Raw genomic sequence first — 12191 nt, 5'->3', positions numbered from 1 at the left:
CCAAGCAAGATCGGCATGGAGGTGACGAGAAACGTTGCGAGATGCGGTCATGTGGTCAGTCTGCCCTTGCCCACTGACACCACCTGAAGCGCTATTCCACACAGACGAATATCCGAACCTACCGATACTCGCGGAGAAGGCCGGCAAGTCCGGCTACATCAAGCACGCCACCGTGGTCCGCAAGGCCGGCGGCGAGGGCACCGAGTACCCCAAGGCCGTCCAGGACGTCTCCGGTCCCGGTACCGCGCTGATGGAGTTGGACCAGGCGGCGCACCGCGCGATCGGCGTGGCCGCCGCCCTGGTCACGGCCTGGATCACGCTGCGCAAGGGCGACCGCCGGTGACCCCCGCCGCCCGTACCCGGCTGGAGCGCGTCCGCGCTTCGGCCGGGATCGTGAAGCTCGCCGTCCAGCAGATCGAGGACGAACTGGGCGGTCCGATCGACGCCGAGTTCCTCGCCGAGACGCTGCGCGAGCTGTTCGACGAGGCCGACCCCAAGGGCGGCGTCCTCGGCTCGCTCAACCAGCTGCTGACGATGGCCTCCCGGGCCGCCGCGCTCACCCCGCTGGACGGCGAGGACTCCGAGTCCGCCGCCTGCGCGATCGACGAGGCCGCGGCCTTCCTCCTCGACTCCGCCGGGATGCGCCTGCACCTGGCCACCTCCACCCTCCACCCGCAAGGAGAACGCCCGTGAAGACCACCTTCGAAGGCACCATGCAGCCGCTCGACACGACCATCCCCGACCCGGCCTTGATCGTCCTCATCGGCGCGGCGGGGAGCGGCAAGAGCACCTGGGCGAGCACCTGGCCGTCCACGCAGGTCCTGGAGCTCGACCAGTTCAGGGCGATGGTCTCGGACGAGGCCGGGGACCAGTCGGCCACCTTGTCCGCGGTCAACGTGATGCACACCGTGCTGGAGGCCCGCCTCGCCCGGAAGCGCACGACGGTGATCGACGCGACGAATACCGAGGAGCGGGTGAGGGCCGGCCTTGTGCAGATGGCCCGGAACTACGGCGTGCCCACCGTCGCGTTCCTGGTCTCCACCCCGGCCTCGGTCTGTGTGGAGCGCCAGGCCGACCGGACCCCGGACCGCGCGGTGCCCGAGGGCGTCGTACGCCGCCAGCACGCCGAAGCCGTCGCCGCCTTCCCCCAGCTGCGCAACGAGGGCTTCGACCACGTCGTCTTCGCCGACAACATCCACCGCCTGGAGCCGCTGCTCAAGCGCGCCAGCGACACCCGCCGCCGCGAACTCGGCTGGGACGGCGGTGACGGCCTGGGCGGCCTGCTCCTGGTCCGCCGTACGTTCGGCTCCGAGGTACTGCCGCTGTGGCACTGGCGCGAGGGTTCGACACTCGCCGGCGGCGACCGCGTCGGCGAGATCCGCCTCGGGCCCGACCGCCTGGTCCTCGCCCTGCGCACCGACGTCGACGGCGAGGGCGACGTGGGCTTCGACCTGCTGGTCGGCTGCCCGCACGACGACGACTGCGACGCCCCGGCGTGGCAGCCGGTCTTCTCGGTCACCGACCTGTGGAAGGCGCACACCAGCGACACCGGGCTGCACCCGGATGCCGTCTGCTCCGTCCACGGCGGCCCCGACGACGTCGACCAGGAGGCCGACGACCACGACCAGGACGACGACCCCGAGGGCCGCGCGGACCTGGAAGAGCAGTTCGCGGCCGCGGTCCGCGAGTGAGCCGCGCCGCCGCCGGTCCGCACCCGCACCCGCACCCGCTCACCCCGGCCGATCTCCCGGCCGGGGACGAGTGGGCGCACGGGTGCCCGGACTGCCACCTCCCGATCCAGGGCGGAAGCGCCGGCCTCGCCGCGCACCGCCGCACCGTCCACACCAGCGCGGGCGACCCGCGCCGCCAGATCAACATCCAGTTATGAGCGGCCCCGGCCGCTCTCACCCCTTCACGGAGGCCCGCATGGCCCGCAAGCCCGTCACCTGGTACATCGCCACCCCCGCCGACGGCATCATCGAGATGTCCCGCGAGGCCGGAACCCCGGTGAACCTCTCCGCCAACGTCGGCAAGGTCATCGACCACCCCAACCCCTGCCGCAACAAGTGGTACGACGAGAGCCGCTTCTCCTACTTCCGCATGGTCAAGCGGGTCGGCGAGGCGCTGGAGGACACCGGCATCTGGCCCGTCACCTGGCCCGTCCGGCTGTGGATCGTGGAGCCGCTCGGGGAGACCGGCAACTGGAGCCAGCGCTACTACCCCTACCGGCTGCTCTCCCACCAGATCCGCGTCCTCGAGGAGACCGACGCCCACCGTGCGCTCGGTCCCGCCGGCCGCGACGTCCTGCACGTCGTCCAGCAGGAGATTCCCGAGCGGGCCGCACGCTGGGCCGCGGACTGGGACGCCGACCCCGAGGGCATGCGCGACCGGAAGTGGGCCTGGGAGCAGTGCGGCGGCCCCACCTGCGGCAGCGGCCGATGGGCGGAATCCCTCGCCATGGCGGTCTCGCACAGCCGCCGCGAGTCGGCCGCCCAGACCTGGATCGAGCACCTCGCGCGCAACGCCGTCGACCAGGCGCTCGCCGACACCGACGCCAGCATGATGGCCCGCTGCTACGCCTACGGCCGCGCCACCGGCTGCGCGGTCGCCGCCCAGCACCAGGCCCGCTTCGAGCCGTACGTCCTGGACGCGCTGCGCGGCGTCGGCCTCGACTCCCCGGCCCCGGCCGTGGCCGCCTGATCTGCACGAACAGAAAAGGCATCCTCGAAAGATGCCAAACGCTTGAAACGCATCCTTCAAGGATGCATTATTGATGGTGCGGGGGCCGCCCGGCCCCCGCACTCTCCGACCAAGGAGCCTGCCTTGACCACCTCCCAGACCTTCACCGCCACCGCCGCCGGCGCCATCTGGACTGACGTCATCAGCCACGTCGGCACGGTCAACGTCACCGTCGACCCGACCCTCAAGCACGCGGTCATCACGGTGAGCACGGGCGACGACGACGGCCCCCTCGCCGACGCGGTGCGCGGGGCCACGAAGCAGGAGAGCACCTACCAGAGCCTCAACTGCCTCACCGTCCGCGTCCCCAAGGTCAAGGGCAACACCATGACGATGGGCAACTCCACGTTCAGCTTCAACGGCGGCAACATGGTCGTCGGGCAGAACTTCGGCGTCGTCACCGGCTCCGTGACCGGCATGACCATCAGCAACGGCGACGTCATCATCGGCGGCCGCAAGGTCGTCTCGAACGGCCGCGTCGTCGCGGAGCAGGGCACCGTCGTCTCCGGCGGCGGGATGGGCACCATCACCGTCGACGTGAAGCTGCCCAGCGACCAGTCCTCGGTCCGGCTGGAGACCACCAGCGCCGACATCACCGTCCACGGCGACCTCCAGGTCCTGGACGTCCACTCCGTCTCCGGCGACACCCAGGCCCGCGGCGTGCACACCCTGCGCGGCAACACCACCAGCGGCGACTTCGAGGTGGACCGGGTCGACGCCCGCGTCGACGTCAACTCCGTCTCCGGCGACATCGAGATCGGCGCGTACAACGGCACCGAGTTCCGCGCCAACACCGTCTCCGGCGACGTCCACGTCAGCGCGACCCCGGCCGCCACCGGCTCGATCGACGCCACCACGGTCTCCGGCGACGTCACCACGCGCGGCACGGGCCACCTGCGCGAGCGCGTGGGCACCGTCTCCGGCAAGCACCGCCGCCGGTGACCCCGCCCCGGGGTGGCCGCCACAGTCGCCAAACTTCACCGGCCACCCCGGGCCTCCCGACCCGCTCCAACAGGAGCAGGGGGCAGACACATCGTCCCTCAACTCCCCAGGAGCCCGACATGACCCCGCGCCCCGACGATGAGGCCCGCACCGAGCTGCGCGACCTGGTCGCCAAGGCCAGCAAGCGCCGCGACGACAGCCACGAGCGCATCGAGACGGAGTTCTGGCAGGAGATCGACAGCCTGCAGAAGCGGTACCACGGCGCGCAACAGGACATCGCCGACGCCCTGAACGTCAAGCGCAACCAAGTCTTGAGGCAGACCAAGCGCTACCGGTCCACGGACCAGCCTGCCGCCAACGACTGAACCCCCGGAGCCGTTCCGGCCCTGCCCACGCCGGGCCGGAACGGCTCCACCGTCTCCGCCCCACGGCGATCTGACGGGCTTCCCCGCCGCCCTGGCATCACCTCCGAGATCAGGGCGGCGCGGTGGCCCCTCACGCACCAGGCACGGAAGGGAGATGGGTCGTCATGCCGAACCGCGAGTTCTTCGAGGTAGACGTCCCGATACGCAGCACCGCCAACCCGGCCCTGCGGGGGCTCCACGTCTTCACCGGCGAGGCGGATTCCCCCACCACGGCCCTGCGGCGCGCACACGAGGTGTACGACGCCGCGCTCGCCGCACAGCAGGCCGGACTCGAAATCCCCGGCAAGGAGCCGGACAGCTGGGGAGCGCGCGGGCTGCGGCCCGGCTGGGAGCTGGACTGGCCCGCCGCGAAGGCCGGCCGCTGGCACAACCCGCTCAGCTGCACCCGCCGCAGCGACTTCGCGCTGTAGCTCCGCCCCGGGACAGGCGACAAAGGCGTCCAAACCAACCGCCTGCCCCGGGCCTACCCACCCCGTACGAGACGAGAGAGGGAGATCCCAAGTATGGACCCCGTCACCCGCGTTGCGTCCCCGATCGGGCAGCGCGCCCTCATCATCACCACCCTCGCGGTCCCGCTCACCGGCTGGACCGTTCACGCGCTCACCCTGCACCGGCGCCTCGCGGCCGAACGCCGCGACCCCCTCACCGGAGCCCAGCGCCGCGCCGCGTTCGAGCGCCGCGCCCAGCGCCTGGTCGCCCGTCACCAGAAGGATTCGCTGGTCTGTCTGGTCGACCTCGACAACTTCAAGGGCCTCAACGACAGCCGCGGCCACGCCGCCGGCGACAAGGTCCTCGCCGCGACCGGCGAGCGCCTTGCCTGCTGGGCCGGACCGCACGGAGTCGTCGGCCGCCTGGGCGGAGATGAGTTCGCGGTCGCGACCCGCGTGGACACCCGGGCCGGAGACGAGGCGATGCAGCAGCGCCTGGCGGAGCTGATGGGCGTGCTGCACGAGCCCGTGCCCACCGAGGACGGGCCCCTTGCCGTAGCCGCGTCGGTCGGCACCGCCGTCCCCGACTACCTCGGCATCCACGCCCTGCCCGCCCTGCTGCGCGGCGCGGACGTCTCGATGTACCGGACCAAGCACTCCGGCCGGTACGGCTGGGCGGAGATCGAGGACCTGGAGACGTCCACCGTCAACGGACGCCGCGTCGGCCGCCCCGGCACCGCGCTGGAGCGTGCCGCGTGACCGCCGATCTCGAAGGCGGCGACTGGATCCGCGGCATCACGATCCGCCAGCCCTGGGCCACCTGCATCCTCGCCGGGAAGACCCCGGAGAACAGGCCCACGAACTGGCCCTGGCGCGGCTGGGTCCTCCTCCACGCCGGGAAGGCGAAGCCGGACCCCGCCCTCCTGCGCGACCCGCTGGTGGCCACCGCGATCCGCGGCCGCGAGCTGCACCTGGGCGCGGTCATCGGCGTCGCCCGGCTCACCGACTGCCACCCGGACCAGGGCCCCGAGCGCTGCTCCAGCCCTTGGGCGCAGCGAGGCGTTCACCACCTGGTCCTCGACGACGTCCACGAGCTGCCGCTGCCCGTGCCCGCCACGGGCGCGCTCCCGGCCTGGAAGCCGACGCAGGACCTCGTGGACCAGGTCCTCCAGCAGCTGCCCCACCTGCGGCCGTGACCCGCAAAAGCCCCGGCGACGATCACGCCTGAACCCCTCCACCCCGGAGGCCCCAATGAGCAGCACGCCCCAGCACAGCACCGACCACACCATGGCCTACCCCGAGCCGCCGGCCTCGCCGCTCTGGCACCGGCGCGGCACGAAGGCCCGGCCGCTCACCCCCGAGCAGCAGCGACGCAACCGCGAACTCCTGGTGCTCGCTCAGCGCACCCCCCGACCTCGCTCCCCGCGCACCACCAAGACCCGGGCGGAGGCCCGCTCATGACCTCGCAGACGCACCTCGCCATAGACGGCTACGTCGACGCCATCCCGGCCCCCGGCACGTGCTGGGGCACCGCGACGTTCGACCTGATCCACTCCCCCGCCGACGCGGACCGGATCGCACCCGACGCCCCGGACACGGTGTACGCCTGCACCACCGGCGACCCGCGCATCGCCCACGCCCTGCTGAACGAGATCCAGCCCGGGGACCTCCTGCGCGTCACCGGCACCGTCGTCCAGCCGGACGACCCGACCGCCCCGGCCCTGCTCACCGTCGACGCCATGGAGGTCCTGGAGGCCGCCCCGGCCCCGGTCCTGTACGACCTGGTGCTGGAGCGGTGGGGCGGCTACGCGGCCGTGTTCGACGCGGACCGGGACACCGTGCCGGTCTTCACCGCTGCCGGAGCCTGGGTCGGCGAGGCCGCCAACCCCGACGCCATCCTCGACCTGATCGACACGTACGAGAACGGCGGCGACACGCGATGACGACCACCGCCGCGCCGCGCACCGTCCTCGAACGCTTCCCCGCGGGCCACCCTCGTGGCTCCTGGCCCGCCGACGACTACGCCGCCGCCCAGCGCGCCTTGGGCATCGACGCCCAGGTCGTGATGGACCTGACCACCGACCAGTTCCTCGTGGTCACCAAGCCCACCCCCACCAAGTCCTGAACACCCCGCAGACGGCCCGGGGCGGCCGCCGGCTACGAGCCCGGCCGCCCCGGCGCCACACTCCACACAGAACGGAACCGCGATGCTCACACAGCTCTGGGTCGGCACCTACCACGGCGCTCACCACGGAGAACGCGTCGTCGTCACCACGACCCGAGACGACACGCAGCCGCTCCCCTACGGCCTGGAATGCACCTGCGGCCTCTCCCAGCGCCACACGGACCCCGTGCGCCTGGACCGTGTCGCCTGGCGCCACACCCACCCCACCCTCTGGGACCGCTGGAAGCAGCGCCTCGCGGGCATGCTTCGGTCCCGCTGAGCCTGCAATCGTCCTCGCTCCTCCAAAGGGCCGTGGCCTCCGACAGTCGGAGGCCACGGCCCTTTTTGCGTTTCCAGTGGAAACGGGTGCTCTGGGGGGCGGGCACGTGAGTCAACCCGGCGGCACCGGTCTACTCCCGTCCCTCAGACCCTCCCCGGGCACGCACAAAGTGGATTCCGGTGGGGAAGGGGTCTGCCGTTTCCAATGGAAACGCTAGTCTCGGGCCGTACTTCTCATTGCAGTCCTGGAGATCAGATGGCAGGCGCGCTCCCGCGGCCCAAGCGCAACAGCACCAAGTCCAAGCCCGAGGTGGCTCCCGAAGACGTCCTCTACACCGACAAGGACCGAAGCGGCGACATCCTGGACCTGGAGCTCACGTCCCTCTGTCCCAACCCTTTCAACAAGCGGGAGATGAAGGGGGTACCCGAACTCGCCGCGACCATCAAGGAAGTCGGACTGCTCCAGAACATCGCCCACATCAGGGCTGAGGTCTGGATCCAGACCTACCCGGAGACCGCCGACAAGATCACAGCCCCCAACGTGATCCTCTTCGGTGAGCACCGTTGGCGAGCTGTCCAGGAACTGGGCTGGGAGAAGATCCCGAGCGTTCTGAGGGACGACAAGGTAGCGGACGCACGCCTCATCACCTTGATCGAGAATCTGCGCCGTGCTCAGCTCAGCCCCCTCGAGGAAGCCGAGCACTACCAGGCACTGCGTGAGGCCGGCCTTTCCTACGAGCAGATCGCAGAGAAGGTCGGTGAGACGGCAGACGGCGCCATCTCCAAGGGCACTGTCTGGAAGCGCGTCAAGCTCCTAGAGCTGAGCCCCGAGGTGCAGCAGGCCCTCCGAGACGGAACGCTCAAGGTCAGCGCCGCCGAGAAGGCTCAGCAGCTCGACGGCGAGGACCAGCGGGACTACCTCGGTCTCGTACGTGGCGGTGCGCGTCCTGCCGAAGCGCACGCGCAGATCCTCGCCCGCCAGCGCCAGCCGGAGGACTCCGCCGACGATGCACCCGTTTCCAACGGAAACGGCTCCGGTGGAGAGACACCAGGCGTTCCGGACCCAGCCCCTGAGACGACCGCCGTTTCCAATGGAAACGGCGAAGCCGCGCCGCCCGCCACCAAGCGGCCGAAGCAAGCGAAGAAGTCCCCCGGGAAGGACGACGCCGACCGCCGCGCCGCAGCCGCAGCCCGAGACACTCACTGCCGGCTCCTGCTGGAGACCATCGACCCAGCCGACCCCGACAGCCACGAGCTGATCCTCAGCGTGCTTGCGGCCGCCGTGCTGGCTCCGCAGCAGCAGTCCGCAGCCCAGCAGCGCGCCTACGCCTGGCTACGCGAGATCAACCGTCATGGCCTGGAAGCCGCCGACGCAGCCGCCTATTTCAACGCGGTGCAGGACTCCGGCGACTCTGCCCTACAGCGCCTCGCCGCCTTCGCGAGCGCTTTGGCCGCCGCCGAACTCCGGACGAGCGCGCGACGCCAGTCCTGGAGCAGCCGCGAGATCCACCACGTCCGTGTTCTCCAGGAGCACGCACAGTACGAACCGCAGACCGAGTGGGAGCAGAAGGAACTCGGACTGGTCACCGCAGGAGGAGACCGATGACCGTCGACCCGCGCTTCCGTCCCAAGGGACGCAACTGGCCTCTCATCTGGGCCTTCCTCATCGAGTGCGGCGGATCAACGAAGACCAGCAGCGCCACCTCCATGGCCGTCACCGCAGCCCTCCGGGGATACCCCGGCGTCGTGTTCGACCTCGACAGCAACATGTCGTCCTCGCTGATCCTCGGCTACGACGAGACCGCGCTGAAGGGCAAGAAGACCGCCTACGACCTGCTGCGCGGCGATGCCACGTTCGACGAGGTCGCCCTTCCCGCCCGGTTCCGCATCGGCGACGGCTACGACGAGGACGCCTTCGCGCCGATCCCGAACCTGCGAGTTGTCCCCAGCAGCGCCACCATGGCCGGCGCGGACACCGCCATCGCTGAGGACGTCGACCGCAACGACTGGTTCGTCGAACTCTGCCGCGGCTACGCAGGCGACGACACGGTGTTCTACATGGACTTCCCGGCGAGCTACGGCAAGATGCCCTACTCCGTGCTGCGCATGCTGGACGAGGACGACTCCGTCATCCCCTCCATCAAGGCGGATCCCAAGGACGTCAAGATGGTTGCCCGGCTCGTGGACGAGCTGGAGCGGGTTCGAAGCAAGAACCGCGGCCGGATGTCCGTGCCAGGCCGCCCCACGCTCAACCACATGCTCCTCACCGGAACACCGACGCCCACCTACAAGGAAGCCGCCGCCCGGCGTGCTGCCGAGCTTGCCCAGGCCAAGTACGGCTCCGTGCTCCTTCCGTACGTCCGGTACTCGGCAGACGCCAAGAAGCTGTACGAGGACGAGTGCCCCCTGCCGATCCTCCTGCCGAACTCCGCGCCCTCCGTGGACTACCGCAAGATCATGACGCACCTCGGATTCGTTGACCTGGCAGCCTGACCGTTTCCACTGGAAACGCTGAGGCGTGAGAGAGGGCCGGTTCCCAGCGTTGGGAACCGGCCCTCTGCGGTGGCGGTGCCACCTGTTCGAGCGTCTCGAACGCTCGCGTGCGAATTCGCACGCGACACGGTCACATTAGGGTCCGGCAAAGATGTCGTGGCCGCCGATGCGACGCCAGATGATGTGCCGCTCGCCCCGGACTATCTCCGCTCCATAGGACCAGGTGGCGCGGCCGTTGCCGTCCCAGGTCAGCTCGAAGACACCGTGAGCGCGCCGCACACCTTTCACGCGGAGGCCGGCGCGGAAGCGCCCGCCGGTGCGCAGGTCGTCGACGAACGCCGTCACGGCCTGGCGGAAGCGGTGGCGCTGCTCGGGAGTGAGGCGGTCCAGGTCGGTGGTGAAGCGAGGCGTGGTCTCGTAGGTGGGCACGTCGGTCCTCCAGGAAGCACAAAGCCCCCGGGGGCACCGGGGGCGGTGGGTGTCTCTCTTGGGGTGAAGGGAGTCGGTGACGTGGTGCTGGGACGTCCTTGGTCGTCGTCCGGGGGAGCGGTACGTGAAGGTGCGCTGGATACCGCTGGAGTCGGTTACCTGGCGTTTTTGAGGCGTGTGAGACGTGTGGGACTGGTTGTCGCGCAGCATTTGCCTGGCCCCGGACGTGTTCGCCTGGCGGGCGGGACGTCGCCGCAGACGCCCGTCCGGCGGGATCGGCGGTGAAGTTCTGGTGAACCCTCCCGCCTCGCGGGATTGGCCTTTCTCCGCAGGTCAGAGCCGTGTTCGCTGCCGGGATGATCAGTGTTGCGAAGGTTCAGAAGCGCAATTCCTGGCGCTACTACGTACGCGGTGTCGCCTTCGGTGACGGCCGCCGTCGGGCCCGTCAGACGTTGAAGGACGCCCAGGAGATGGCCGGGCTACCGCCCGGCGTGTGGATGGGGCGCGGCCTGGCCGCGCTCGGGCTCACCGCCGGACAGGAGGTGACCGAGCGGCAGATGGAGCTCGTTTTCGGGCAGGGTCGGCACCCGGATGCCGACCGGATCGAGCGCGAGCTCCTGGACGACGGCGCCGCCCCGGAGACGGCCCGGCTGGCGACTGTTCTGGGGCAGCCGGTCGAAGAGATCGAGAGGCGCAAGGCGACCCCCCTGTTCGCGCTCGACTTCGTGTTCCGGCCGCAGGCGTCCCTGATCGTGCTGTGGGCGCTGGGAGACGACCGCACCCGGCGCGTCATCGAGCGGGCCCACGAGAAGGCCATCGAGACGGTGCTGCGCTGGCTGGAGGACGAGGTCGCACAGACCCGGTGGTCGTCGGGCCGTAAGCGCGCGAAGGCGCCGGCCCTGGTGGTGTCGCGGTGGAGGCACTTCGACAATCGCGACGGTTTTCCGCTCCTGCACGACCACTGCCTGATCCTCAACCGGGCGCAGCGTCCGGACGGGACCTGGGGCGCGCTCGACACCCGCCGCCTCTACCAGCACATCGTGGCGGCCGGGACGCTCTACACCCTCACGATGACGACCGAGGTGTGTGAGGAGCTGGGCCTGGCGACCGTGCCGCGGGAGGTGACGCCGGGCCTGCGCCCCGTCATGGAGGTTGCGGGCGTCGACCAGGGCCTCATCGACTGGTCCTCCACCCGCCGCGAGCAGATGGCGCCGGTGCTGGAGCGCATCACCGAGAAGTACGTCAAGAAGCACAAGCGGCTGCCCGGCGAGCGCGGCCGCCACGGCCTGGGGTGGTGGGCGGCGCAGGACACCCGCCGGGCGAAGAAGACCCCGAAGCCGCTGGAGCAGCTGCGCGCGTGGTGGCGGGCGTCCGCGATCCTGCGCTTCGGCAAGGAGATGGTCGACGGGCTGCTGGAGCGGTGCCAGGCAGCGGGGAAGGCGATCCGTTCCCGGGTGAGGCCGGTGGTGGACACCGCGCTCGCCGCCGTCGACGTCGCCGCCGTCGTCTTCACGGTGCGCCGGTCCTTCGCCCGCCGCCACGTCCTGGCCGAAGCGCGCCGGCACCTGCTGGAGACGCTGCGCGGCCGTGGCTTCACGCGCGGCCTGGACGACTACATCGCGGATGCGGCCCTGTCCCGGCACGCCCGTCAGCTCACCGTCCCCGTGCCCGGCCGCCGGGCCCCGGCGCCGGACCAGCTCACCTACACCGCGGACTTCGCCTGGCCGCACCGGTGGTGGATCGCCGGGATCGACGGGAAGCCGCCGCGGGAGTCGTCCCGGTACGAGCGGGCCCGGGTCGCCAGTCTCGCCCTGCAGAACGCGATCCGTGACGCCCGGATCCTCTCCGGCGCGCGGGACGAAGCGCCGGCGGCTACGACGTCGGCCACAGCGCGCGCCGATGACCATCACGACCAGGCGGCGCCGCACGCCGTCGACCACCCGGACCGGGACGCTGCCCTCACCCCCGCGCAGCGGGCCGCCGCCGTCCAGTCCCATCAGCAGGCCGCGATGCCGGAGGAGTACCTCGAGGGCCGCACGACCGATCCCGCGACGTGGCTGCACACCCCGAAGAACCTCGCCCGGCTGGCCGCCTTCACCCAGGCCGCCGAAGCCCGCAGCCGCCTCGTCGCGGACGGACCGCAGCCGAAGCAGCCTGCCAAGGACGCGGACGACCCCGCCCGCCAGCAGCAGCACCACACGACGCAGCCCGATCAGGGCAGGGGAGCGGGCCCCAACCGCTGACGAGGACGCCAATCGGCCAGCCACTGGCCGATTGGCGACTTCACCCGCG

General features: G+C 70.9%; 18 protein-coding genes. 17 read left to right on the top strand and 1 reads right to left on the bottom strand.

What is annotated here, in order from left to right; genetic code table 11:
- Positions 1–172: 172 nt before the first annotated feature.
- The 16 genes from MHW47_RS12115 (at position 173) to MHW47_RS12040 (ending at position 9470) form a co-directional block, all read left to right on the top strand.
- Entirely contained in the window at positions 173–343 is a 171-nt protein-coding gene (locus MHW47_RS12115) for a hypothetical protein (protein WP_239222807.1), read from the top strand.
- Complete coding sequence (locus tag MHW47_RS12110; protein WP_239222805.1) at positions 340–693, top strand: hypothetical protein; 354 nt, start codon at positions 340–342, stop codon at positions 691–693. Before MHW47_RS12115 ends, MHW47_RS12110 begins: the two co-directional genes overlap by 4 nt.
- On the top strand, positions 690–1691 hold the full coding sequence (locus MHW47_RS12105) for an ATP-binding protein (RefSeq protein WP_239222803.1): 1002 nt from the start codon (positions 690–692) through the stop codon (positions 1689–1691). Before MHW47_RS12110 ends, MHW47_RS12105 begins: the two co-directional genes overlap by 4 nt.
- Positions 1688–1888 (top strand): hypothetical protein, encoded by a 201-nt coding sequence (locus MHW47_RS12100; protein ID WP_239222801.1) that lies wholly within the window; start codon positions 1688–1690, stop codon positions 1886–1888. Before MHW47_RS12105 ends, MHW47_RS12100 begins: the two co-directional genes overlap by 4 nt.
- Before the next feature lie 38 nt (positions 1889–1926).
- Entirely contained in the window at positions 1927–2700 is a 774-nt protein-coding gene (locus tag MHW47_RS12095) for a hypothetical protein (protein ID WP_239222799.1), read from the top strand.
- Positions 2701–2823: 123 nt separating this feature from the next.
- Positions 2824–3681: a DUF4097 family beta strand repeat-containing protein gene (locus MHW47_RS12090; protein WP_239222797.1), complete on the top strand. Its 858-nt coding sequence runs from the start codon at positions 2824–2826 to the stop codon at positions 3679–3681.
- A 119-nt stretch (positions 3682–3800) separates the two neighbouring features.
- The gene (locus tag MHW47_RS12085) at positions 3801–4046 is read left to right on the top strand and encodes a hypothetical protein (RefSeq protein ID WP_239222795.1); all 246 of its coding nucleotides are present in this window, start codon (positions 3801–3803) and stop codon (positions 4044–4046) included.
- Positions 4047–4210: 164 nt separating this feature from the next.
- Positions 4211–4516 (top strand): hypothetical protein, encoded by a 306-nt coding sequence (locus MHW47_RS12080; protein WP_239222793.1) that lies wholly within the window; start codon positions 4211–4213, stop codon positions 4514–4516.
- Between the two features lie 93 nt (positions 4517–4609).
- Positions 4610–5293, top strand: coding sequence for a GGDEF domain-containing protein (locus tag MHW47_RS12075; RefSeq protein WP_239222791.1), 684 nt, complete (start codon positions 4610–4612; stop codon positions 5291–5293).
- On the top strand, positions 5290–5730 hold the full coding sequence (locus MHW47_RS12070; protein ID WP_239222789.1) for a hypothetical protein: 441 nt from the start codon (positions 5290–5292) through the stop codon (positions 5728–5730). Before MHW47_RS12075 ends, MHW47_RS12070 begins: the two co-directional genes overlap by 4 nt.
- A gap of 55 nt (positions 5731–5785) precedes the next feature.
- Positions 5786–5995, top strand: a complete 210-nt coding sequence (locus MHW47_RS12065) for a hypothetical protein (RefSeq protein ID WP_239222787.1) — start codon at positions 5786–5788, stop codon at positions 5993–5995.
- Positions 5992–6477 carry a hypothetical protein gene (locus tag MHW47_RS12060; protein ID WP_239222785.1) on the top strand — a complete coding sequence of 162 codons (486 nt, stop codon included), beginning with the start codon at positions 5992–5994 and terminating at the stop codon, positions 6475–6477. The genes MHW47_RS12065 and MHW47_RS12060 overlap by 4 nt, the downstream gene beginning before the upstream one ends.
- Positions 6474–6659, top strand: a complete 186-nt coding sequence (locus tag MHW47_RS12055) for a hypothetical protein (RefSeq protein ID WP_239222783.1) — start codon at positions 6474–6476, stop codon at positions 6657–6659. Before MHW47_RS12060 ends, MHW47_RS12055 begins: the two co-directional genes overlap by 4 nt.
- A gap of 82 nt (positions 6660–6741) precedes the next feature.
- Positions 6742–6978 (top strand): hypothetical protein, encoded by a 237-nt coding sequence (locus MHW47_RS12050; protein ID WP_239222781.1) that lies wholly within the window; start codon positions 6742–6744, stop codon positions 6976–6978.
- Positions 6979–7233: 255 nt separating this feature from the next.
- A complete protein-coding gene (locus tag MHW47_RS12045; RefSeq protein ID WP_239222779.1) occupies positions 7234–8583 on the top strand; it encodes a ParB/RepB/Spo0J family partition protein in 1350 nt (449 codons plus the stop codon).
- Positions 8580–9470, top strand: a complete 891-nt coding sequence (locus MHW47_RS12040) for a ParA family protein (RefSeq protein ID WP_239222777.1) — start codon at positions 8580–8582, stop codon at positions 9468–9470. The genes MHW47_RS12045 and MHW47_RS12040 overlap by 4 nt, the downstream gene beginning before the upstream one ends.
- 135 nt (positions 9471–9605) lie before the next feature.
- Here the strand turns inward: MHW47_RS12040 and MHW47_RS12035 are convergent, their stop codons facing one another.
- Positions 9606–9899, bottom strand: coding sequence for a hypothetical protein (locus MHW47_RS12035; RefSeq protein ID WP_239222775.1), 294 nt, complete (start codon positions 9897–9899; stop codon positions 9606–9608).
- 356 nt (positions 9900–10255) lie between these two features.
- Here MHW47_RS12035 and mobF point away from each other — a divergent pair, with 356 nt between their 5' ends.
- The gene (gene mobF / locus MHW47_RS12030) at positions 10256–12142 is read left to right on the top strand and encodes a MobF family relaxase (RefSeq protein WP_239222773.1); all 1887 of its coding nucleotides are present in this window, start codon (positions 10256–10258) and stop codon (positions 12140–12142) included.
- The last annotated feature ends 49 nt before the right edge of the window (positions 12143–12191 follow it).

The sequence above is a fragment of the Streptomyces sp. OfavH-34-F genome (assembly GCF_022347745.1).
GTDB lineage: Bacteria > Actinomycetota > Actinomycetes > Streptomycetales > Streptomycetaceae > Streptomyces.
Note: the sequence above shows the minus strand (reverse complement) of the source record. Positions and strands in the feature narration are given on the sequence as shown.

Coding starts and splice junctions, on each gene's coding strand:
- MHW47_RS12095 (WP_239222799.1), top strand. CDS start 1,927: ATGGCCCGCAAGCCCGTCACCTGGTACATCGCCACCCCCGCCGACGGC.
- MHW47_RS12085 (WP_239222795.1), top strand. CDS start 3,801: ATGACCCCGCGCCCCGACGATGAGGCCCGCACCGAGCTGCGCGACCTG.
- MHW47_RS12080 (WP_239222793.1), top strand. CDS start 4,211: ATGCCGAACCGCGAGTTCTTCGAGGTAGACGTCCCGATACGCAGCACC.
- MHW47_RS12075 (WP_239222791.1), top strand. CDS start 4,610: ATGGACCCCGTCACCCGCGTTGCGTCCCCGATCGGGCAGCGCGCCCTC.
- MHW47_RS12065 (WP_239222787.1), top strand. CDS start 5,786: ATGAGCAGCACGCCCCAGCACAGCACCGACCACACCATGGCCTACCCC.
- MHW47_RS12060 (WP_239222785.1), top strand. CDS start 5,992: ATGACCTCGCAGACGCACCTCGCCATAGACGGCTACGTCGACGCCATC.
- MHW47_RS12055 (WP_239222783.1), top strand. CDS start 6,474: ATGACGACCACCGCCGCGCCGCGCACCGTCCTCGAACGCTTCCCCGCG.
- MHW47_RS12050 (WP_239222781.1), top strand. CDS start 6,742: ATGCTCACACAGCTCTGGGTCGGCACCTACCACGGCGCTCACCACGGA.
- MHW47_RS12045 (WP_239222779.1), top strand. CDS start 7,234: ATGGCAGGCGCGCTCCCGCGGCCCAAGCGCAACAGCACCAAGTCCAAG.
- MHW47_RS12040 (WP_239222777.1), top strand. CDS start 8,580: ATGACCGTCGACCCGCGCTTCCGTCCCAAGGGACGCAACTGGCCTCTC.
- mobF (WP_239222773.1), top strand. CDS start 10,256: ATGATCAGTGTTGCGAAGGTTCAGAAGCGCAATTCCTGGCGCTACTAC.